Raw genomic sequence first — 21,561 nt, 5'->3', positions numbered from 1 at the left:
GCACGCAGCCGGAAGCCGGCCGGGCCTGTGCTGCATGTGATGAGCGCGAGCGGCGGTCTACGCGGCGGCGGCGGTGCTGGCAAACCTCCTGCTGCCTGGGCTGCGCGTGTTCCAGGTCCATGCTGACGAGCGGCCCCAGAACACTCATTCGCCAGAGGGCGATCGCTCGCCGCGTTTCGTGGTTCATGAGCGATCTCTACCGGGTGACCGCGGCCACTGGGCCTTTCATGAAGCCCGCCACCACCAGTCTACCCACCTGGACTCCTGCTGGAGCGCGAGCTGCCGTCGCCGCATGGCCTCGAGGGTGAGGCCAAGGCTGCCGCGCTTGAGCTTCGGCCGCCGCAAGGCGTGAAGCTACGCTCGGACAATCTGGGTGCGAAAGCCGGCCAGCCACGGCGCCGCTCACGAAGCCGCCGAGATTGCTGCGCAACAACCCAACAACGCACCAACACCCCATGCGCCCGGCCAGCGGATGGGACAGGCCGTCCCGCCTGCGGGCTGCGGGCCACCGACGGACGCGGCGAGCGCATCGGCCGTATCTGGGCGCCGGCCTCACGTGGGCGCCCGCTCCGGGCGTCTGGGTGATGTCGTTGGGTGGCTTGAGATTAAGCGCGCCGCGCCTTGAATCGACTGGTGCTCCGTGTGGGTAGACGGTACGCTGGCGCGATGAGAACCGTCGCGCTCACCTTGGCGGCCCTGACCATTCTGGCGCCGCGCGCGGCGAAGCCCTGCTCGTACGACCCTTGCTACTACGGCAGCCCGCGCATCGGAGGGATTGAGGCGCACAGCGAGTCTCCGGTCCCACGCGACGGTGCATTCGTGTTCGTGACCGACCAGGAGGACTCACCGACCTGCCTCGCCGATCTGACGCCGAACCTCTCGATCGCTGTGGAACACGCCGACGAGGCAGTCCCCGGCGAACTCGTCCAACTCGCCGGCCTGCCTCACGTGCTGATCTGGCGCCCGCAGGCGCAGCTGGTCGCAGGCGGGACCTACGCGGTGGAGTTCGTCGTCGATAACGACGGCCTTGGGCCCTCGGAAGTCGACTTCTCGACTTGCGAGCCCGCACAACTTGTAGCGTCCTTCATGTTCACCGTCGACGATGCCCTCGCCGCCGCGCCGATGCCCCCCGCCCCGGCCCTCACGACGGAGAGTATCTCGCTCGACACCAGCCTCCTCGGTTACGCGTGCTGCCCGGAGGTAATACCCTTCTACGACGACGGCTCCTGCTTCCCAGAAGTATACTGGGACATCGACCAGCCGAATGGCTGTGGTGTCGTTCACGGCTACACCCGGCTATCGATCTTTGCTGACCTGCCGCCGCTTGCCGAGACAAGCGGCGGCCAATTTGCCCACCAGCTCATCGTGGACGGTGAGCTCGCCTCTGTTGAATTTTTGGGCGCGTTCATCGGCACATCCCGTCGGACCGCCACGTGCGCGCGCGTGGAACGGATCCACCTCGGAACAGGCGAGATCGTCGCATCCGCCGAGACCTGCCCCTCCCCCGAGGTTGTCGCGCAGCTGGGCCCCGTCGCGCTCGACCCAATGCTGCCCTGCGACGACGCCCAGCTGTGCGCCACAGACGCCTACACGTGGAGCGACGAGTGCGCAGCCTACGATCCTGACCTCCCACCAGCGCCGCCGCCGAACTGGCCATACGAAGCGGCGTTCGCTCCCATATGCCCCGACGCGAGTCTGTTCGTCGACTCGGGTCCGCCTGACGACGCCCCCACAACCGGAGCCTCAACAGAGGATGGCGAAAGCACGGGCGATGGCATGGATGCTGCGGGCGCCGATGATCTCCCTGCCGAAGGCAGAGGCTGTGCATGCACCTTCGGGACCGGCAGCAGCGGCGGCGGGCTATTCCTGCTACTCGTGATCGCGGGCCGGCGCCGCCGGCAGGTCAACGGTCGATCGCGGTAGGGACGGCCCTTCGCCCTACGGCTGCCGGATCGACCCGGCGCCGCCGCGGAGCCCCGAAAAGAAAGGGCGCGTGGAGGCCGGTGTAGGTTATCTACGCCGCAATTTCCTTCCCACGCTCACCAGCCGGGACGTCGGCGACGCCGCTGAGCGGTGACCCCGAGGATCTGTGCATAGAGGTATGCGTCCTGTGAGCCCATGGTGACGACGCCAACCTTGGGACGCTATCTGTGCCTCGGAGGTTCGATGTCAAACAACGAGGAAGACTTGAGTCTGGTCGAGGGCGGGGCGCTCATCGTAGATCGGGTTGTGCCAAAGCCCGGCACGTTTACGCTGATCATGTCGGATACCATGTGCTTCGAGGTCACCGAGTCGGGCCGGACGCTGCGGCTGGACTTTCGTAAGCGTCCGGTGAAGCCGTGGTGACCGGTGCCGGCCTTCGGGCTACATGGTCGAGGGATGATCAGCGAGCGTGACGGTGCGGAAGACGTTGGCGGCCAGGCGCTTCTGAGTGTCCTGCTGCTGGATAGTCTGCTTCCAGAAGGCTGGGGCGAGCTCGAGGATCCGATCTGGCGGCCACATACGCAGGAGGCAGAAGAGGTCGCGGAGGTAGGCCCAGGGATCGATGCCGTGGAGTTGGCAGCTGGCCAAGAGCGAGACGAAGATAGTGTTGACGCGCGCGCCCTCGTCGCTGCCGAGGAAGAGCCAGTTCTTCCTGCCGAGGACCTCGCGACGGAGGTTGCGCTCGGAGATATTATTGTCGAGTGGCAAACGCCCGTCCTCCACGAAACGACCGAGGGCGACGCGCTGGTTGCGGGCGTAGCCGAGGGCCTGCGAGATCGGCGTCCCGTCGAGGGCGGCGATGGCCTGCTCGTCGCACCATTGGAAGAATTTGTCGAGGAGCGGCTGCGATTGTTCGCGCCGGAACCTCTTTGCGCGAGAACCGGGAGATCTCCGGGGCGCCCCCCGCGATGGCATCGCGAGGGGACGTGTCGGGAAGGCCATGAGCCCCAAGCCGACAATGTACGGCCCGGAGAGGTCAGACGGGCTCGTAGTACCGACGAAGTCGCCGAACAAGGCCGGTTCGCCGGCGGCGGAGGCGATGGAGGGAAGGAGCCCGGCCGAGGGGAACACGGGAGGGCAAAACGCGCCCCGGACACAGTGCCGGACCAGCGCGCCCAGTGCGCTCGACCGTGTGCGTGAAGCAGCACGAAAAGATAGGAAGATGCAGTTCACAGCGCTCCTCCACCACGTCACGATCGATCGGCTCCGCGCCGCATACCTCGCGCTCGAGCGCAAGGCCGCGGCCGGCGTCGACGGTATGACGTGGAGCGAGTACGGGCAGAATCTTGAGGCACGCCTTCAGGATCTGCACGCACGCGTACACAGGGGAGCCTACCACGCGAAGCCCTCAAGACGCGTTTACATCCCGAAACCCGACGGCCGGCAGCGACCATTGGGGATCGCATCGCTGGAGGACAAGATCGTCCAGCGTGCGGTGGTCGAGGTGCTGAATGCGATCTACGAGGTGGACTTCATCGGCTTCTCGTATGGGTTCCGGCCGGGGCGCAGCCAGCATCATGCGCTGGACGCGTTGGCGACCGCGATCACGTGCAAGAAGGTGAACTGGGTGCTCGAAGTGGACATCCGTGGTTTCTTCGATGCCATCGACCACGGGTGGCTGGTGAAGTTTATCGAGCACCGAATCGCGGACAAGAGGATCATTCGGCTCATCCAGAAGTGGCTGGCCGCGGGGGTCCTCGAGGAGGGAAAGTGGTCGGTCACGGAAAGCGGAACGCCGCAAGGGGCGACGATCTCGCCGCTCCTGGCGAACGTATACCTGCACTACGTGCTCGACCTTTGGGTACAGCAATGGAGGAAGCGTACGGCACGCGGTGAAGTCATCGTAGTCCGTTATGCTGACGATTTTGCGCTGGGTTTCCAGCACGAAAGCGACGCAGTCCAGTTCAGGATTGACCTCCAGAGACGCCTTGAGCGCTTTTCCCTGGAAATGCACCCCGAAAAGACACGCCTGATCCGCTTCGGCAGGTTTGCTGCCGCGGACCGGCGTGCCCAGGGGGAGAGAAAGCCGGAGACCTTCGACTTCCTTGGATTCACGCATATTTGCGGGAAGACAAGGGCGGGAAAGTTCTTGCTTCTTCGACGCACCATTAAGAAGCGTATGCGGGCGAAGCTCAAAGCGGTGCGCGAGGTGCTCCATCGGCGACGTCACTCCCCGGTGCCCATACAAGGGCAATGGCTCGGTGCCGTAGTCCGCGGGTACTTTGCGTACCACGCTGTCCCAACGAACATTGATAGCCTTGCCGGTTTTCGCACCCAGATTGTCCGAGCGTGGCTCCACGCCTTGCGGCGTCGAAGCCAACGAAGCAGGATGACCTGGGCCCGCATGAACCGGCTTGCGATGCGATGGCTCCCTCGACCGCGTATTATCCACCCCTATCCCGCGGCTCGCTTCGACGATCGAACCCGAGGCAGGAGCCGAGTGCGGTAGTTCCGCTCGCTCGGATCTGTGCGGGGGGCGGCCCGAGCCTGAAGGGCGAAGGGCCGTCCCTACCGCGATCCTACGACGTGCCGCGATGGTCGACGCCGAAGATCGCACGCGACCACTTCGCGCAGGTCGAGCGCGCCCTGTACACGCTGCCGACGCGGCTGATCGGGCGGACCCTGGACGCCCGCGCGGATCGCAGCCTGGTCCGCTTCTATGACCGCGGTCGACTCGTAAAGACTTGCACGAAGCTGCCACCCGGTGGCCGCCACATCGACCCCGAGGACTACCCCGAGCACAAGCGAGGCTATGCCATGCGAGACATCGAATTCCTGCAGAAGACTGCCGACGAACTCGGCCCCTCGATCAGCGCGATGGCCCGGCGCCTGCTCGACAACCCACTGCCCTGGACGCGCATGCGAAGCGTCCAGGCCCTGATCTCCCTCGCCAGGCGCTACGGCGCCGAGCGAGTCGACGCGACCTGCGTCACCGCGCTCGCCCACGACATGCTCAGCATGCATCGCCTGCGCCGCATGCTCGAGACCGCCGTGGCCGAGACCAAACCCGAGCCGACGCGAACGCTACCGCCGGGAAGATTCCTCCGACCGAGCCAGCACTTCGCGCTGAACCCGACGACGACCACGACCACCACGACCACCACTGGAGAATCATCATGAGCCCCGACATCATCACCGCCGATCTGAAACAGGTCCTCAAGCGCCTCAAGCTGGGCCCGATCCTCGACACGCTCCCCGAGCGCCTCGCCCTCGCCAGACAGCAGAAGATGCCGCACCAGGATTTTCTTCTGCTGATCCTCTCCGACGAGGTCACGCGCCGCGACAGCATCTCCGCCCAGCTCCGGGCTCAACGTGCTCGACTCGATCCCGGGCATCAGCTCGAGGCATGGGACGCGACCGCCAACGTCCGGTACGACGCCGAGCTGTGGAACGAGCTGTGCTCGCTGCGCTTCCTCGAGACCCACGCGCACGTCGCCGTCGTCGGGCCCGTCGGCGTCGGCAAGACCTTCCTCGCCCACGCGCTCGGTGCCGCCGCCTGCCGACGCGGCTACAGCGTGCTCGCGCACCCCTGCGACCGGATGCTCAAGGCGCTGCGCCATGCTCGACTCGATGCAACCCACGAGGCCGAGCTGCGCAAGCTGCTCTCGGTCGACCTGCTGATCCTCGACGACTTCGGTCTCGACGCGATGGACGCCACCGAGAGCCGCGATATCTACGAGCTCTTCACCGAACGTCACCGCCGAGGATCGATCATCGTGACCTCTAACCGCGGCCCCGATGAGTGGCTCGCCACCTTCGCCGATCCCGTGCGGGCCCAGGCCGCCGTCGATCGATTCACCAGCAACGCCTACGACCTGGTCATCGACGGCGAGTCCTACCGCGCCCGTCAGAAACCTGCCCTCTCACGCTCGTCGAAAACTGGATCCCGGAGGGCGGCCTGATCCACAATCGCCCTCGTCACGCAGATGGATCCCAGGGGGGGAATGGTGGTGAGAAACCGGGGTCCCATGCTGGTGAGAGCCGACACGAAGTGACCATGGTGACCATGGCGCCGATCCGCGTTACAGGGTCGGAGCGTGATCAACGAGCGTGACGGCGCGAAAGACGTTGGCGGCCAGGCGCTGCTGAGTGTCCTGCTTCTCGAGGGTCTCCTTCCAGAAGGCGGGCGCGAGCTCAAGGACGCGGGACGCAGGCCAGGACGGGATAAGGCAGAAGAGGTCGCGGAGGTAGGCCCAGGGCTCGATGCCGTGGAGCTGGCAGCTGGCCAGGAGGGAGACGAAGATCGTGTTGACGCGTGCCCCCTCGTCGCTGCCGAGAAACAACCAGTTCTTCCGGCCGAGGACCTCCCGACGAAGGTTCTCTCGGAGATATTATTGTCGAGGGGGAGCCGGCCGTCGTCGATAAAGCGAGAGAGGGCGACACGCTGGTTGCGGGCGTAGCCGATCGCCTTGGAGATCGGGGTCTCGTCGAGGACGACGGCCGCCTGCTCGTCACACCAGGCGAAAAAGGCGTCGACGATGGGGCGCGACTTCTGGCGGCGGGCGTCCTCGCGTTTTTTGCGGGTGGCCGTCTGGAGAGGGCGTTCGACGCGGCAGTGCCCGAATCAACGCGAGCCCGTGCTCGCTTCGGGCGGGGTCGGAGCCGAGGGCCTTGTGGAAGTACCTCCGGCCGTGGGCCCAGCAGCCGACCTCGATGACGTCGCCTTGTTTGTAGAGATGGTCGTAGACGGAGTGGGCATCAGCGACGAGATGCCCCTTGTAGCCGGCGAGGAGCTGGTCGACCGCGGCGCTGTCGTGCTTGTGCGAATAGCGATAGATGACATGGCGCTCTGGCGCGACCATCACCCAGAAGTGCGCCTTGCGGCACTGCTCTTTGGCCTGTACGAGGATACCAGTCGCGTCGACGCACAGATAGGGCTGCGTGAAGGCGTCGCGCAGCATCGCCTCGACGACGCGTTCGACCAGGTCCGCGAGCTGTTGGTGCCACCCGCAGATCGTCGAGCGCGCGAGCTCCAGACCGTCGCGGGCATGGATGCTCTCCTGACGATACACCGGGAGGTGGTCCTGCCACCGATAGACGACCGTCTTGGCCAGCAGGCCAGGGCCGGCAATGCCACGCACGATCGGCCGCTCGAGCGCTTCGTCCACGGCCCGCCCAGCACCCGCTTGACGCGCAGCCGAGCCTTGGCCAGACCGACGATCGAGGCGATGCTCGAGCCGAGCAATCCGAGCGAGCATGACCCCTAAACACATCGAGACCCGATGAACTCTATGATGAGCCCATCTTCCGAATCGACCATTTCACCTGGTCCAACGCGAACATCATGGATGCCAACCGGAATCTTCAACTTGTTCAGAGCAGACGGGATTCCAATGCCGAGCGCACTTTTATCGTCTGGCACGGTCACAACTCTAAGTGTGATGATGGATTCGACTTGGGTGTGATTGTGGTAGAATGCCATGTCGCTCCGTTGGTCCTGCTTATTGAAGTCGGAATTCCAGCACTGCGCTCAGTTCAGCGTAAAGCGTCCCCGGGGATGCCAGTGCCTGGTTGGCCGTCAAGATAATCTTGAGATAGGGCCCGAATCTGGTCGTGTAATCGTATCGAATGCCTGGGATGCTGGTTGGCGCTGAACTTGTAATGGTCACGTCAAGAACCGAGCTGGACGTGTCGACAAATTCGCGTGAGTCATCGCCGCTCGGGACCGTATTAAACATGCTGAGAACGATCGACTGCCCGGCCGCCATGTCCCTTTGGTGGACGCGTACATACAAGCCGACGTACGAATATCGCAGAGTATCAAGGGCGGGCTCTAGTGTAACAACTTGAGACCCGCTTGCGGACAAGAAGCTGTAGTCAAACCGCCGAGGTGCGAGAAAGGGAACCAGGATGCCGCCATTCATCATAAGCCTCACTTGGTCACATCAGGGAACACGGCCAGACGAGAAGCACACCTACTGCCGACCTTAGGGATGCGGAAGAGGTCGGTCGCGCGAGCTAGCGAAGCGCTTCTCTAGACGTCTCTCAGAACGAGGTATACACTGAACTCACCGTACAGGATGGCTCCCGTGGTATTTGGTTGGTCCGCACGAAGGATCACCTTCAAGTAGCCCTGTGGATCAGTTCCCGACGCGACGGTCTTGATGTTTGGCGATGCGCTTGTGATGTTTGCTGACGTCAGGAAATCCGCCGTCGTATCAACGAATTCCTGCCGATCCTGCTCGCACGGGAATGTGTGCTGGAGTTTGAGGATGAATCTATTGGGGGTGCCACCGCCCGTTGTGGTGATCTGGTGCACCAAAACAACTGGGCGCACTCTGTACCAGGCTCCCACATCGACGGCGGGATGTAGGATCCCATCCTGGTACGTACCGACTGCAAGGTAGCTGTACTCGAAAACGCGCTTCTCACAAATGGGTACAATGATGCCGGCCATGAAAACGCCCTTTCAGGTTGAAATCTACAAGTCTACAGCGAGGAGGGAGCAAGGGCTCGATGTCGCCGTCACGGACACCCGGCCATCTTAGCCTCATCTGCTGCTCAAGGGCGCACATGCAAGGACTAATTTCCCGTCGCAAGAACGACTGGACGGCCGAAAGCACGCAGCTCGGCCACGATCGTACAACGCAGAGCATTGTTCTTCGCCAATTTGAGAGTGTGAGAGATGCATCCTGTGCATGTGGCTGTCTTGCATGTGAGTATAGACACTCATCGTTTCTTGGGGAGGCTCCGCGACGGCCGCCCCGTGCGCTTGCCAGCGATCTCCACGAGCCACTCGCCGAGCTTCGCTCGGCAGTCGCGGTCAAGCACGGCCCGCGGCAGCTGGATCGAGGCGCAATCCCGCCGCCGTCCGTGCCGCCTGCGCCGGGCCGTGCTCGACGTGTTCGGCAAGCGGGCCCTCGTCCAGCGGTGCCAGCTCCACAAGCGCCGCAACGTCGTGGCGCTGGGCCGGTGGATGCGCTCGCCCGCGGTCTACGCGGCGGCGGCGGTGCTGGTCGTCGCCGAGTCGATTGTCCTGCTCAACATTGGATGGAACGAGCCAGAGTGCGATAAACAAGACGGGCTGTGTAAGCTGGCCAAGATGTTCCCGTATCACTACCTCGTGGACTCCGAGATTAGTGACTACGGCCCCGCGTTCGACGAGGCGGCGAGCCTGGTCGAGACCGCGTGCGCCGGGTTCGTGGTGCCGGGCTGACGAAGACCTCGGACCGCGAGTTGCCGCATCAACGCGGCTATGAGCCCATGCACGCGAAGGCCGGGTAGCTCGCCTTGCCGACGCCGCCCGCGCAGACCTTGCCGTAGAAGTCGACCGCCACCGCATAGGCGATCTAGAGCCCCTGCTTGTCTTTCGGGGTAAACGTCCACAGCGGCTCCGGGGAGTCCGGCTTGAACGCCTGGACCTTGAACGTGTAGGACTGGCCCTGCAGCTCGCCGAGCGCGATGACCATGTAGCCGGCCGGGCTCCACGCGATGTCGTGCGGGCCGAGGAGCTTCCCCCCCTTGAGGTAGGTCCGCAGGTCCCCCTCGGGCTCGCACTCGTCTCCAGGAGCATCTCGAGCATCTGTAGGGTGAGCTGTGCACGAGCGCGCATCGCCTCGTCCAAAAGGCCCTGGCGCTCCCGGCCACCTCGCTGCGGCCGCGGCTGGAAGAATCGAGGCGTGAGACGCTGGCGGCTCGATCGTGTCCCCGGTCTCGAGCTGCATGTGCACGCCGTCGGCGTTGATGGTCGAAACGGAGATGGTGATCAGGCCGTTGTCCTGCATCAAGGCGGGGGTGACGTCGAAGTCGAGGATCGTCGGCACCGCCTCGCCCTCGTCGCCTTGCGTGGTGGTGCTGCCGGTTTCGACGCTGGTCTCCCGGCGGCTCCCCGGTGGTGGTGCCGGGGTCCTGCGTCGAGGTGGTCGGCACGAGCTCTCCGGTGCTCGCGGGGACCGGGTCGGTCCACGACCTCGCTGACCTCTTGCCCGATCCGCACAAACGCGTCGAGGCGCAGAGACCATCGCTCAATCATGCGCCTGGGGGCGAGCCGCAGGCAACAGACCGCGATCAGCACGAGCCACAGCCTCGAGCGGAAAGCTGTCACCGCAGCGTGAGGCGCACCTGCACGGGTCCGGCGGTCTCGCTCACCGGGAAGCGGACACCGCGGAGGCTCCGCTGGGCGCAGCCATGCCACGGGTAGTCCGGATCGTCGGGCGCGGGCGCGTGGTGGTTGAGCGCCTTGACGACGCCGCGGCCGCGAACGATCTCGAGGTCCGCGGTCACGGAGGGCGGGACGTCCTTGCACGTGCGGAGGCTTGGTAGGGCGTCCTGTGCCGCCGCGGTCGCTTCGGCGGACGTCACGGCGCCACGCCGGGGATGTCCGCCGGATATGTCGCGCTTCGGGGCAGGTAGTGGAGGGCCTTTCACCGCGATCACCGGCACAGCGGGCGGAGCATCGTCCACGGCGATCATCGGCGGCTCGCACACCTCTGCGGCGCGCGCTGGCCGACTCGGCTCGCTTGACTCGACCGTCGCCTCGATCGTCGGAGGGGCCGGCAGGGGCGTCGCATCCCGGCCCGGGTCGGCCTCGTCGCGCGCCGCCGTCGCACGGCCGATTACGAGGCACGCGGCTGCCGTAAGCCCCAGCGTCCACACGCCGACGCTGCGCCGCGCTCGGCTGGGTGGCGAGGGCGCGGCGACGACGTCGAGCCGGCCGCTCGAAGCCGGTTCCGCATCCGTCGTTGTCGCAGCCGCCGCAGCGATGTCGGTCGTGGGGATAGGCAGCGAGGCGGTGCCCGCAGTCATGGTGTCGGCCACGGCGACAGACACAGGCTCGATTGTTCGATCGCCCGCGGGCGCGAACGGCCCCGCCTCGTCGTCCGGATCGTCCCTGGTCTCGTCTTCGGCGAGCTCGGCGGCGAGTTCCGCCTGCTCGTCCTCCAGGATGGTCTGGATCCTGGCGAGCCCAGGGCGCATGTCGGGGCGGGGGTTTAGCATCGCCAGCAGCAAACCCTCAAGCCCGCGCGGGCACGCCGGACACACCCTGCGCGCGGGCGTCGGTTCGCCGCCCGACGAAGGGAACGGCCGCTTGCCGGTCAGCAGGCGGTAGAGCAGGAGGCCGAGCGCGTATACATCGCTGGCCGCTGAGAACGCCGCGCCCGCGCGCACTTCGGGCGCCGCGTAGTCCATGTTCTGCAAGCGCTTGTCGTGCTTCGGCTGCGGCCGTTCCTCGGGAGGCGTGGCCCAGCGTTCGGTCAGGGCCGCGTAGAAACTGGGAGACACCTGCGCCTGATCGAAGTCGAAGATCGACGCGCGCAGCGGCTCGCGGGCGATCAGCACGTTGCCCGGATGCAGGTCGCGGTAGACGACGCCGGCGGCGTGCACCGCCGCGAGCGACCCGGCGAGTTGGAGGCCGACCGCGATCGTCTCGTCGGGGCGCAGGTGGCTGTCCGGGCGCACGAACACCGTCGCGGGCGCGCCGGGGCACAGCTCCGTCACCGCGAAGGACTGATCGTCGTGGACCCCGAAGTGCAGGATCCGGGGGATGTTCGCGTGGCACAGCGCGGACAGCACCTTGGCAGCGAGACGGAAGCGGATCGCGTCGTCCTCGCTCGGCTCCGCGTCCCGCAGGACCTTGACCGCGACCTCGCGGGACAGCGCGCGATCGGAGGCACGGAAGACCACTGCACTCGCGCCGACCCCGAGCACCTCGAGCCGATCGTAGCTGCCGCCGAACAGGTGGGGCGAGCGCTGCCGCGGGTGCGCGGCCAGGATCGCCTCGAGGCCGCGCCGCATGTGATCTGCGGAGGGCAGACGCTCGTCCACGTCGGCCGCGAACGCGGCTTGAAGCAGCCGCGACAGCTCGTCGGGAGCGTCACTCGCGGGGCACACCTCGCGGATCGGCCGGCCGCCGGTCGCTTGCGGCAGGAGTTGCGTGCAGAGCTGGTAGAGCGTCACGCCCAGCGAGTAGACGTCGAGTCGGGGTTCGGCCGGGCATTGCCCGGCTTCGGGCGGCAGGTACGTCGGCGTGCCGATCGGGTGGCCGAGCTGGGTCTGGTGGCGGGCCGGCGGGTCCGGGGTGAAGCGCGCATCCTGGGCATCCTGGAACGGCGCGCCGACCCGTGCGAGGCCCAGATCGATCAGCTTGGCGACCGTGCGATCGTCCTCCGTCGTCAGCATGATGTTGTCGGGCTTGAGATCTCGGTGGACGATCCCCGCGGCGTGAAGCGCATGCACGGCGCCCGCGATCTGGCTCCCGAATACCGCCACATCGCGCCAGGCCATGGGTCCGCGCGCGAGCCGTGCCGACAGCGACTCGCCTTCGAGGTACTCGAGCGCCATATACGGCTGGCCGTCTGGCGCCTTGCCGACGTCGACCGCACGCACGATGAACGGGTGCTTGAGGTTGCTGAGCACCACGCCCTCGACACCGAAGCGGCGACACGACTCCGGGCTACGCGATCGCAGGATCTTGATCGCCACGTGGGCCTTGCGGGACAGGTCCTTGGCCAGGAACACGTCCGCCATGCCGCCTTTGGCGAGGCGCCGGAGGATCTTGTGACGGCGGCCGATCAGCTCGCCGACCATGTCGGCGCCGACTTCCTTGTAGATGGGCCAGCCCTTGGCCGTGGGGTGAGACGAAGGGGACGTGGCGCTGTCCATCGTCCCCAAGCCTGCCACAACCCGGGTGCCGCGAGGTCCCCCTTCGTGCCCTGGCATCTTCTCGCTACCCCGTCGGTGCGCTACAAGGGAGACCATGCTGGCCCTCGCCTCCCTGCTCGCCGTGGCCCTCGTAGACCCTGTCACACGGCCGTTGTCGCCGACGGCCGACAACGATGCGATCTACGCCGAGATCGCAGCCAGCAACCCGGCGCTCACCGACTCGCCCGCGTCGCTCGAGCGGCTCCTGGCCGCCACGCAGCTCGCGGACGAGAAGCTGCGCCAGGCGGCCGACGCCGACGCTGCGTCCGACCTCCTCATGCTCACGGTAGGCGGGCTCAAGGTCGCCTACCAGCGCACCGGCGAGGCGCAGTACCTGTGTCGGCTGATCGACGCGGCCGATAATGTGCTGGCGCGGGAGGGCATTCCGCCGGTGCTATTCGCCGCCGCGACGGACTTCCGCACTGAGGCGCGCGACAGTCTCGGTGCGACGCCCTGCGAGCAGGCCCCGAGCAAGAAAACGGACAGCCCGCCGCCGATCGAGGCGAAGCCGTACGCCGCCCCCGTCGGTCCGGCCCTGCCCCCCGTCGCCCGCCCCGTCGCACGGCCCCCGGCCGATCACCGCCGCGTCCGGGCAGGTCTGGCGACGCTCGTCCCCGGCCTCGTGTCGTTCGCGCCGATGGCCGGTCTGCTGGCCTACCGATCTGACGGCGAGGCCACGCTCGCGGGGATCCGCGAGGACAGCAAGGGCCGCACGCTGACGCAGCAGGAACAGGGCGACTCGGCGGCGCTGGGCCGACGTTACACGGCGACCACGGCCGGGGCCGTCGCGCTCGGGGTGACAGGCGCCGTGCTGGTCGTGACCGGCGCGTCGCTGCTGGCGACCGGCGCACGGCAGCGCCGCATGGCGGTCGCCCCGTGGGGGGCGCGAGGGGTCGGCGGCCTTGTCCTGCAGGGGAGGTTCTGATCATGCGCGGATTCGCCTTTTCCGCTACCGTGGCACCTATGCGCCGCCTTTCCCTCGCCCTGAGCCTCCTCGCGGGGTGTACTTCGCCGCAGTACCAGGCGCTCCTGGAAGAACACGCGGACGATGTGGGCACCGAGGACGTCTCGAGCGGCGACGGGCAGCTCGCTACCACGGGCGATACGTCGCCCGCGAGCACGGGCCCGACCGGCAGCGACAGCGCGGGCGTGTCGGCGACCGACGCCGACACGGCCAACGCCACGGCGGCCGACACAATGTCCGGCAGCGCGACCGACAGCGGCGATGCGACGGACACCGCCGACGGCCCGCCCGTGGTCGATCCTGAGAAGCCGAAGATCGTCACGGTGGACCTGCCGGCGAAGGTCTACGCCGCCGGCCCCGTGAAGCTCGCCGTGCAGACCGAGAACACTGGGGTGGTGTACGTGACGCTCGACGGCGCCGACGCGGGCGAGCTGATCGCGGCGGGCGGCGGGCTGTTCACCGGCGCCCTGGCGGTCCACGGCGCGATCGACAACGGCTCGCACAGCGTCGAGATCATCGCCAAGCAAGGCCCCTACGAGGACAGCCGCCCGGCCATGTACGAGGTCTCTACGCCCGAGCCTGGCACCGAGGCGTGGTCGCAGGCCGGGCCCGTCGCCAGCCGCACAAACCGCGTGGCTGTCACGCCCGCCGGAGACTTGATCGAGGTCGGCCAGACCGAGATCGGCGGCGTGCCGCGGCCGACGATCCGCAAGCGATCAGGCGTCACCGGGGCGGAGCTGTGGCCCGAGGGCACGATCACGCTCGACACGCGCGAGGGCGCCGTGGTCGACGTCGCCATGCTACCGGACGGGCGCATGTGGGTCGCCATGAACGTCCACGCGCCGAACACCGACCCGCTGCCGCGGATCGTCCTGCTCGACGCGGACGGCCACGAGGTCGGGATCGAAGCCCCGGGAACCATTGGCCGGGTGGTCCGGGCGCTCGCAACAGACGCGGACGGCGGCTGCTTCGCGGTGGGCCTCGCCGGAGTCATGGGAGACTGGGACATCGCCTTCTGGGCCGTCAACGCGGCCGGTGTGCAGACGCTCGGCGACACGTACGACTACACCGATGGCAAGCATCTGCCTCACAGCTTCGTGGACTTCGCCACCGACGTTCTGATCGACGGCGACGTCGCCTGGATCGTCGGCGCGAGCAAGGGGAAGCACGACAACAACGTCAAGAACAACTTTCTGCGCGGCGTCCTCGTGCCGATGGACCTCCACACTGGCAAGATCGCTGGACCCGTGATCGTCGCGCCAACGGTCAATCCCTGGCTTCAGAGCGCCTTTTTCGGCGCTGCACTTGGCTCCGATGGCATCGTCGTGACCGGCTACGGGTGCGACGAGACCTGCTCGAAGTACCGGATCGAGACATCACGCTACTCCGCCGACGGCGAGCGCACGTGGTTCGCGCCTGAGCTGTCGAACAGCGGCCTTGCCTACGGCAACGACGTCGCGCTCGACAGCCAAGGGCGTGCGCTCGTCGCGGGCGCGGTGACACAGAACAGCAAGCTACGCGGCTACGTGTTCGGCCGCGAGGTTGGCGTGGACGGGCCGATCCTGCTCGATCACTGGTACCCGGGCGCAGGGCCCTCCGAGGCGCTGGGCATCGTCCGGGACAGCTACGATCGAATCTTCCCCACCGGCTACATCACCGTCAGCGGCAAGACGCAGGCCCGGATCACGTTGATCCACGGGTAGCTCGCAGGGCGCAGCGCACTTACGACGGGCGGATTACTGCGGGATGAAGCTCCCGCACGCCTCGCCGATCTTAGCGGCGGCCTTTTCGAAGAACGGGGCGTAACTGGGCGCACAGGTGTCGCCGACCTCGTGGTAAGGGAACCTCGACAGCAGATCCGCGAAGGTGAGCGGACCGCCCTCATCGTAAGCACACCCGGGCACCATGGGCTCGCCTTCCTTAAGATGCTGCGGCACAACCGCGAGCATGACGACGGCGCTCGCGTCCTTCTTGGCCGCGACGATCGCCTCGTACTGCGTCTTCGCGTAGGACTTCGACTTGATGTCCGCGTTGTCCATGATCAGTACGACGACGAGCAACGCGTCCTCGCGCAAGAAGCCCTCGTTGCAGCCCTTGGGGCCGTTGAGCTTGGCAGACAGCGCGGCGATCATCGCGTCGCCCAGCGGCGGGTCTGCGCCGGACGTGCCGACCTTGGCGATGCACTCGAACGCGCCCGCTATGTTCGGATCGTCGCCGACGATGTAGCGGTTGCCGCCGTGCAGGTCGCACACCTTGTTCGCCGCGAACCCGCCGGTGTTGAACGTCAGGCCGGCCCCGAGCACCTCGTCGCACTCGGTCACAAGGTCCTTGTACGTGGTGCAGTCGTAGTCCTCGGCGTCCGGGCCGCAGGTCGGCCAGTAATCTGAGCACCCGCCATCGCCGCCTTCGCACACGTACTTTCCCGGCCAGATGCCGTCCGGATTCGCCGTCATGATGTGAACGTCAAAGCCCTCGAGCGTCTGCTCGATCGTGTCGATGAAGCCCGGGAAGCTGGCGAGGAGTTGCTCCTGCTCGGTGTCCATCGTGCCGAGCCGCGAGATCAGGAACAGCACGTCCACCTTGCCCTTGCAGCCCGGCGGCTGGACGGGCCCGAAGTCCATCGAGGACCCGACGTCGCGCAGGGTCCCCGTGGTCGAGATGCCGGAGCTGCCGGCCGAGTCGTCCGCCGGCCCGGTCGACGTCGTGTCGGTGCCGGGCGAGCTGCCGCTCGTCGATGCGGGCACGCTAGTGACCCCCGGTCCGGTCGAGAGTCCAGACGGGGCAGCGTCCCCGCAAGCAGCGAGGACCAGGCCGGCGAGGAGCGGCGTGTGCGTCACCCTGCAAGCCTAGTCCGCGCCGCCCCGGCTGTCAGCTCGAAATTGCCCGCGCCCCATGGAGTACCCCTCGCCATGCCGACTACCCGTGCAAGCGTCGTCGCGTGCACTGACGCCCTGCCGCCGCGGGTGACACGGCGCTCGACCGGCCGTCGCGCAGCGGGGTGAGCACGAGCGTCGTGAACACCGACCAGTGGCGGCGGTGACAACGGCCTCGCGGGTGTGGCCCGGCCGCCGCGGGTGACACGGCGCTCTATCGGTCGGCTGTCTTGCGCACCGTCGCGCGGCCAGGTGAGCACGAGTGTCGTTGACACCGAGCTGCGTGCACCGCCGTCGCACGTCGGGGTGAGCACGAGCGTCGTGGACACCGAGTCACGCCACACACCGGAGCGTCACGCGGCTCGAGACCGGAGCGCCGCAACGCGCCGCCTCGCGCGATCCGTGTGGGATCACGCGTGCGGGTGTACTGCAACGTGTGCCGGCCGTCGCCCGGGCCCCGCGGCGCCGTCGTACCGCGCGCGGGACAGGCCGGCGTCGCCGACCGACAGCTTCGCGCGCCAGCCGTCGCCCGGACCCCTCGCACCGCGCGGGCCAACGGCCGGCGTCGCCGACCAACGGCCCGCGTCGCCGACCAGTGGTTCCGCGCGCCAGCCATCGCCCGAGCCCCCGCAAAGGATACGCGCGGGTCGGCTGACCCGTCGCCCTCGCCGAGCGACGCGCCGCCCGTCGCGCGCCGCCGGGCGCCGCGTGCGGCGGCCACGTGCATGCAGGCATTCTGATCGCTACCCTCGGTGTGCAAGCGGCGACCCGCCGCCTCGCTGGCGCACGCGTCGGACATGGCGCCGGCACGGCGCCGCCGTGATCTCATACGCGGCGCCGCGGGACACGGACACGGCGCCGCGGGATACGACACGCACGCGGCGCCGCGGGATGCGACACGCACGCGGTGCCGCGATGCGACACGCACGCGGCGCCACGCGGCGCCACGGGACGCGACACGCACGCGGCGCCGCGGATGCGACACCGACCCGGCGCCGCGGGACGCGGTACGGACCAGGCGCCGCGGGATGCGACACGGACGCGGCGCCGCGGGATGCGGCACGCATCTGACACGGCGTTGCCTGCCGTCCTGCACGCAAAGCGCCTCATTCGCCTGTGCCGCGAGCCAACCATTTCTGATAGCAACCAGCGATCACCTTGATATCAGGCGAACGACGCGGGGGCTGTGTGGTCCGGTCATTTCTGATCGCTACCAGCGATCACACTGATATCAGGCGAACCTCGCGGGGGGCTGCATGGTCCGGTCATTTCTGATCGCCACCAGCGATCACACTGATATCAGGTGAACGACGCGTCGGGCTGCATGGTCCGGTCATTTCTGATCGCTACCAGCGATCACCATGATACCAGGAGAAACGACCCGTGGGCCGTGGGCCTGGTCATTTCTGATCGCTACCAGGGATCACTCTGATATCTGGGGAACGACGCGGCGGGTTGGGGCCCGGTCCATTTCTGATCGCTACCCGCGATCACACTGATATCTGGAGAATGACGCTGGGGGCCGGGGGCCGGTCACGACCGCGGCCCGATGCGGCGGCGTGCCCGATGCCGCACACGACGCACGTGGGTGCAGCGTGGATGACGACTGGAGCACCCTGGAGAATTCGTGGGTGCGCGTGGATGAAGGGTGGAGGATCGCAGAGACCGCGCATCATCGTCACCAGTCTCGACGGCGCCGAGGGCTGGCCAAGGAAGCGCGGGTTATGTAGGCAGGCGACGCGCGGGATGCAGCGCGTCTGCGGGTGGCGTGCCGTCGCGCAGCGCGGATGAGCCCGCCGTCGCGTGCGCCAATCACCATCGCTCGGATCCGTCGTCTTGTGAGCCCCGCGTCTTCCGGATATCAATGTGATCGCTGGTAGCGATCTGAAAAGGAGACGTTTGTGATCATCGGAGTCCACAACCACAAGGGCGGCATCGGGAAGACCACGATCAGCGCACACCTCGGGCTCCGCGCCGATCAGCGCGGCATCCCAAGCCTCATGGTCACGCTCGACCGCCAGGGCGACCTTATGCGCTGGTACAGCGACGAGCGGCAGCTCGACCCGAACAAGCCGAGCAAGCGCGGGAACATCACCGCGCTCTACTCGCCGATGGAACAGCCGCCTGCGAGCGCGACGGGCGGCTTTCCCCTCGTGGTCATCGACACTCCTCCCGAGGCAGGCATCCCGGCCATCGTCACCCCAGACCTCTGGATCTGTCCCGTCGACAACCGCACCGCGATCGAGTCCCTCGCCGAGGTCGTGCCGGCGATGACTGAGAAGGCGCCATGCTACGTCGTCTTCTACGGGGCGGATGCGGGGGGCATCAACACCCTCCGCGGTTTGCAGGAGGCCACAAGGCTCATCCCGGACGTCGAGTATCACCCGGAAGTCATCCCACACAGCCCCGCAGCGTTTCGGACCCAGGCGTACTACAGGCCGGTGTGGGACGTGCCCCATGGCAAGGGGACGGCCGCCCATCACTTGATGGTCGGGCTCTGCGACGCGATCCTCAAGCGGGCTGGATTCCCCGAGGAGAAACGTTGATGGGGCGTGGCCCATCCTTCAACCCCCAGCCCTTCCCGGGTACCCACGCACCACCGGGCGCCAGCCCAGAGGCGCTGCATGAACTCGAGAAGATGAGGCAGGAGGCTCCGAAGCCGCCGAGCACGCCGACGCAGTCAGCGCGTCGATCTCCCGACGACGTAGGGGAAGACGACGACGCGGGCCCGCAGCCCCGCGCAGCCAGGCGCCGCTCGAACACGTCACCCCAATCACGCTCCGACGAGGGCACGGGCGAGGCCGACGAGACCAAGCCACGCGGCCGGACTCCGCGCGCGCGTGCGCAGGGTGGCCAAGGCCGACCGCCGAAGGAAGACCGCGCGCAACGGGTGATCCGTCTGTCACCGCAGCTCGATGCGAAGCTGCGGCAGCTCGCCGAGTTCCGCGGCGTGGACCTGAACGCTGCCGCCAGCGTGGCGATCGCCGAAGACTGGCGACGTTGTTTCGGATCGCCGCCTGATCGCAGCTAGACGTCGGTCAGCGATCAGTACGCCCGCCGCGCGCTCCCGCATCTTGAGCGGCTTACAGGTCTCTTCTATGCTGTCCTGATGGCGGACGCGCGGGACAACTCGGAGACCAAGGAGGCGATCGCCGGTATCGCGATCGGTGTGATCAGCGGCATCGCGGGAGGACTGATCATCGGCGGGATCGTTAACGGGCTGAGGTCCAGAGATCCCGAACCGCGGCCGCGACGCACGCCGGGTCCTGGCCTCCCAGTCGATGGCTGGCAAATACCCGCCTGGCCACGCCCGCCCGGATGGCCGCGACCGCCCGGACCATCCCCCCGGCGATCCCCCTCGCCGGCCGCGGAGCCCTCGCGGGCGCCCCCAGGCCCGAAGCCCGCGGCGCCCGCGGAGCCCTCGCGGGTGCCCCCGGGCCCGCAGCCCGCGGAGCCCTCGCGGGCGTCCCCAGGCCCGACGCCTGTGGAGCCCTCGCGGGCGCCCCCAAGCCCGAAGCCCGCAGAGCCCTCGCGGGGTTGGGGCTCGCGGGGCGGTCCGGTCTTCGACCCTACGCGAGCGGCGAGGCCGGTGCCGTCGCCGAAGGCGGAGCAAGAGCCGCCGATCGTCGAACCGTGGATGGAGGATGTTGCGCGTCGGATGTCCGAGGGGATCAAGGCGCGACGAGCCGGCCGGCGGTGATGAATGACGAGGCCGCCTACCGCGCGACGCGCCGTAGGCGGCCTCTCGCCGCGAGAGCCGAGCGGGCGTCAGCCCGGCAGCAGCCGATCGACCACGCTCCGGCAGTGCTCGTCCGACGTGTGGACGTAGCGCTCCGTGGTCGACAGCTTCTTGTGCCCGAGCAGGCGCATCACCACCTTGCCGCCCGCGCCGCCGTTCATCATGCGCGAGCCGAAGCAGTGACGCAGCGCGTGCATGCCGTAGGCCGGCAGCCCAGCGTAGCCCGCGACCCGCCGCAGGACCGTGCGCTGCGAGTCCGTGGTCATGTCGCTGCCGTCGTCGCGGCGCAACACCCGGCCCGTATCGCCCTCGGCCGCCTGGTGCTGGACGAGGGTGCGGTGCAACCGGCCGGACATCGGCACCGTGCGCGTAACCCCGCCCTTGGGCGTGCCCTCGTGGCCCCGCACGAGGTTGCTCCGGATCGTCATCTCGCGCTTGGCGAGGTCGACGTCGGTCCAGCGGAGCGCGCTGATCTCCCCCGACCGCAGCCCCGCCTCGCCAGCGAGCAGGATCAAGACGAGGTCGGCGGCCGCGAAGGTCGCCGCGCTCTGGTTGAGGGCCTCGAACTGCTCGGCCGTGTACCAAGCCGCCTCGGTCTCGTTCGTCAGGTACGGCGCCTTGGGGATCTCGATCTTCTTGCCGTGCTTCTCCTTAGCGCAGCGCAGCAAGGCGATGATGTACTTGAGCAGGTTGTTGACGGACCCGGGCTCGAGGTCGGCCCGCTTCTTGACTACGAGCGCGAACGCAGTTTCCGTGACCTATCAGCGGGAGGATGTGGCAGCGCAGCAGCAGAGCCTTGTTGTGCAGGGTGCTGGAGTCGCTCGCTTCTGCCCTGCTGCTGCATCGCCTGGTCGCCGAAGGACGTTGGAAACGATCCTAGCGCTTGAGGTGATCCCGTACTGGAGGCAAGACCCTGACCACTACCGGCCGGGCGCAGAGCGAGACACCGAGGCCGTCACGGCACTCTCACGAACTACGATTGATGATCGCTGACTGTCGACATCCGCGCCACCATCCGCCCCGGCGCCCCCGGCCGACGACGAGGCCTGATTCCCCGGATGCGCTCCGTCGATCAGTTCTGCCGACCTTGAGCGCTTCGCTCGTCGGCCTCGATCATGGGACGGTGCGTCGCAGATGTGTTGCAACACCACCCGCCGCGGCGAGCTGTCACGCACCGTGCGGCGCGGAATCTTCGTGATGATGCGCGATATGCCGAGTGCCGCCGCCGAGCTCGGCGGTCAATGTTACGACACTACAGCGTACACCTTCGCACGCCGCCATTGGTTACACTGACCATAACCGGATGGTGTGGGATGGCGGGTGGAGTCTCAAGCGGCGAAGGCAGTCGGGCATGCCCTCAT

Annotated in this window: 17 protein-coding genes and 2 pseudogenes; 10 read left to right on the top strand and 9 right to left on the bottom strand. The window is 67.4% G+C overall.

The features are described 5' to 3' along the window. Nucleotides 1-666 precede the first annotated feature (666 nt). Together IPJ59_RS37335 and IPJ59_RS37330 are read left to right on the top strand one after the other, a co-directional pair. Nucleotides 667-1,923 carry a hypothetical protein gene (locus IPJ59_RS37335; RefSeq protein WP_293275911.1) on the top strand — a complete coding sequence of 419 codons (1,257 nt, stop codon included), beginning with the start codon at nucleotides 667-669 and terminating at the stop codon, nucleotides 1,921-1,923. A 195-nt stretch (nucleotides 1,924-2,118) separates the two neighbouring features. Next, the gene (locus tag IPJ59_RS37330; RefSeq protein ID WP_293275910.1) at nucleotides 2,119-2,346 is read left to right on the top strand and encodes a hypothetical protein; all 228 of its coding nucleotides are present in this window, start codon (nucleotides 2,119-2,121) and stop codon (nucleotides 2,344-2,346) included. An 18-nt stretch (nucleotides 2,347-2,364) separates the two neighbouring features. Here the strand turns inward: IPJ59_RS37330 and IPJ59_RS37325 are convergent, their stop codons facing one another. Next, nucleotides 2,365-3,054, bottom strand: a complete 690-nt coding sequence (locus IPJ59_RS37325; protein ID WP_293275909.1) for an IS66 family transposase — start codon at nucleotides 3,052-3,054, stop codon at nucleotides 2,365-2,367. Here IPJ59_RS37325 and ltrA point away from each other — a divergent pair. From ltrA to istB, 3 genes and pseudogenes are all read left to right on the top strand, one after another. Further along, nucleotides 2,942-4,428 (top strand): annotated as a pseudogene (gene ltrA, locus IPJ59_RS37320) (group II intron reverse transcriptase/maturase); the annotation flags it as partial. The gene IPJ59_RS37325 and the pseudogene ltrA sit on opposite strands and share 113 nt — an antisense overlap. A gap of 18 nt (nucleotides 4,429-4,446) precedes the next feature. Beyond that, entirely contained in the window at nucleotides 4,447-5,103 is a 657-nt protein-coding gene (locus IPJ59_RS37315) for a Mu transposase domain-containing protein (protein ID WP_463673397.1), read from the top strand. Further along, nucleotides 5,100-5,885: an IS21-like element helper ATPase IstB gene (istB, locus tag IPJ59_RS37310; RefSeq protein WP_293275908.1), complete on the top strand. Its 786-nt coding sequence runs from the start codon at nucleotides 5,100-5,102 to the stop codon at nucleotides 5,883-5,885. The genes IPJ59_RS37315 and istB overlap by 4 nt, the downstream gene beginning before the upstream one ends. Nucleotides 5,886-6,005: 120 nt before the next feature. Here the strand turns inward: istB and IPJ59_RS37305 are convergent, their stop codons facing one another. The 4 genes and pseudogenes from IPJ59_RS37305 to IPJ59_RS37295 form a co-directional block, all read right to left on the bottom strand. Beyond that, nucleotides 6,006-6,266, bottom strand: coding sequence for a transposase domain-containing protein (locus IPJ59_RS37305; protein WP_293275907.1), 261 nt, complete (start codon nucleotides 6,264-6,266; stop codon nucleotides 6,006-6,008). A gap of 92 nt (nucleotides 6,267-6,358) precedes the next feature. Then, nucleotides 6,359-6,472: pseudogene (locus tag IPJ59_RS38645) on the bottom strand (hypothetical protein); the annotation flags it as partial. Next, nucleotides 6,435-7,181, bottom strand: coding sequence for an IS66 family transposase (locus IPJ59_RS37300; RefSeq protein ID WP_366524769.1), 747 nt, complete (start codon nucleotides 7,179-7,181; stop codon nucleotides 6,435-6,437). The pseudogene IPJ59_RS38645 and the gene IPJ59_RS37300, both read right to left, overlap by 38 nt. 776 nt (nucleotides 7,182-7,957) lie before the next feature. Further along, entirely contained in the window at nucleotides 7,958-8,380 is a 423-nt protein-coding gene (locus IPJ59_RS37295; protein ID WP_293275905.1) for a hypothetical protein, read from the bottom strand. Between the two features lie 435 nt (nucleotides 8,381-8,815). Here IPJ59_RS37295 and IPJ59_RS37290 point away from each other — a divergent pair, with 435 nt between their 5' ends. Then, nucleotides 8,816-9,139 (top strand): hypothetical protein, encoded by a 324-nt coding sequence (locus IPJ59_RS37290; RefSeq protein WP_293275904.1) that lies wholly within the window; start codon nucleotides 8,816-8,818, stop codon nucleotides 9,137-9,139. 133 nt (nucleotides 9,140-9,272) lie between these two features. Here IPJ59_RS37290 and IPJ59_RS37285 read toward each other — a convergent pair whose 3' ends face one another. Together IPJ59_RS37285 and IPJ59_RS37280 are read right to left on the bottom strand one after the other, a co-directional pair. After that, a complete protein-coding gene (locus IPJ59_RS37285) occupies nucleotides 9,273-9,746 on the bottom strand; it encodes a hypothetical protein (protein ID WP_293275903.1) in 474 nt (157 codons plus the stop codon). A 277-nt stretch (nucleotides 9,747-10,023) separates the two neighbouring features. Then, entirely contained in the window at nucleotides 10,024-12,585 is a 2,562-nt protein-coding gene (locus tag IPJ59_RS37280; RefSeq protein ID WP_293275902.1) for a protein kinase domain-containing protein, read from the bottom strand. A gap of 94 nt (nucleotides 12,586-12,679) precedes the next feature. Between IPJ59_RS37280 and IPJ59_RS37275 the strand changes: the two genes are divergently transcribed. Both IPJ59_RS37275 and IPJ59_RS37270 read left to right on the top strand, forming a co-directional pair. Beyond that, nucleotides 12,680-13,549: a hypothetical protein gene (locus tag IPJ59_RS37275; protein ID WP_293275901.1), complete on the top strand. Its 870-nt coding sequence runs from the start codon at nucleotides 12,680-12,682 to the stop codon at nucleotides 13,547-13,549. 362 nt (nucleotides 13,550-13,911) lie between these two features. Continuing rightward, nucleotides 13,912-15,291 (top strand): hypothetical protein, encoded by a 1,380-nt coding sequence (locus tag IPJ59_RS37270; RefSeq protein WP_293275900.1) that lies wholly within the window; start codon nucleotides 13,912-13,914, stop codon nucleotides 15,289-15,291. A gap of 33 nt (nucleotides 15,292-15,324) precedes the next feature. Here the strand turns inward: IPJ59_RS37270 and IPJ59_RS37265 are convergent, their stop codons facing one another. Beyond that, entirely contained in the window at nucleotides 15,325-16,209 is an 885-nt protein-coding gene (locus tag IPJ59_RS37265) for a hypothetical protein (protein WP_293275899.1), read from the bottom strand. Nucleotides 16,210-18,362: 2,153 nt separating this feature from the next. Between IPJ59_RS37265 and IPJ59_RS37260 the strand changes: the two genes are divergently transcribed. Together IPJ59_RS37260 and IPJ59_RS37255 are read left to right on the top strand one after the other, a co-directional pair. Continuing rightward, nucleotides 18,363-19,007, top strand: a complete 645-nt coding sequence (locus IPJ59_RS37260; RefSeq protein ID WP_293275898.1) for a ParA family protein — start codon at nucleotides 18,363-18,365, stop codon at nucleotides 19,005-19,007. 92 nt (nucleotides 19,008-19,099) lie between these two features. Beyond that, entirely contained in the window at nucleotides 19,100-19,492 is a 393-nt protein-coding gene (locus IPJ59_RS37255; RefSeq protein WP_293275897.1) for a hypothetical protein, read from the top strand. Between the two features lie 737 nt (nucleotides 19,493-20,229). On the opposite strand, the gene IPJ59_RS37250 is transcribed toward IPJ59_RS37255, so the two are convergent. Beyond that, on the bottom strand, nucleotides 20,230-20,868 hold the full coding sequence (locus tag IPJ59_RS37250; protein WP_293275896.1) for a tyrosine-type recombinase/integrase: 639 nt from the start codon (nucleotides 20,866-20,868) through the stop codon (nucleotides 20,230-20,232). Between the last annotated feature and the right edge of the window lie 693 nt (nucleotides 20,869-21,561).

It is taken from the genome of Nannocystis sp., assembly GCF_016714285.1.
GTDB lineage: Bacteria > Myxococcota_A > Polyangia > Nannocystales > Nannocystaceae > Nannocystis.
This window is presented reverse-complemented; position numbering and strand designations above follow the sequence as displayed.

Bases quoted from the DNA above. Each gene is read 5' to 3' on its own strand.
- IPJ59_RS37280 (WP_293275902.1), bottom strand. From the start codon at position 12,585: ATGGACAGCGCCACGTCCCCTTCGTCTCACCCCACGGCCAAGGGCTGG.
- IPJ59_RS37275 (WP_293275901.1), top strand. From the start codon at position 12,680: ATGCTGGCCCTCGCCTCCCTGCTCGCCGTGGCCCTCGTAGACCCTGTC.
- IPJ59_RS37335 (WP_293275911.1), top strand. From the start codon at position 667: ATGAGAACCGTCGCGCTCACCTTGGCGGCCCTGACCATTCTGGCGCCG.
- IPJ59_RS37300 (WP_366524769.1), bottom strand. From the start codon at position 7,181: ATGCTCGCTCGGATTGCTCGGCTCGAGCATCGCCTCGATCGTCGGTCT.
- IPJ59_RS37330 (WP_293275910.1), top strand. From the start codon at position 2,119: ATGGTGACGACGCCAACCTTGGGACGCTATCTGTGCCTCGGAGGTTCG.
- IPJ59_RS37295 (WP_293275905.1), bottom strand. From the start codon at position 8,380: ATGGCCGGCATCATTGTACCCATTTGTGAGAAGCGCGTTTTCGAGTAC.
- istB (WP_293275908.1), top strand. From the start codon at position 5,100: ATGAGCCCCGACATCATCACCGCCGATCTGAAACAGGTCCTCAAGCGC.
- IPJ59_RS37255 (WP_293275897.1), top strand. From the start codon at position 19,100: ATGAGGCAGGAGGCTCCGAAGCCGCCGAGCACGCCGACGCAGTCAGCG.
- IPJ59_RS37265 (WP_293275899.1), bottom strand. From the start codon at position 16,209: ATGGACTTCGGGCCCGTCCAGCCGCCGGGCTGCAAGGGCAAGGTGGAC.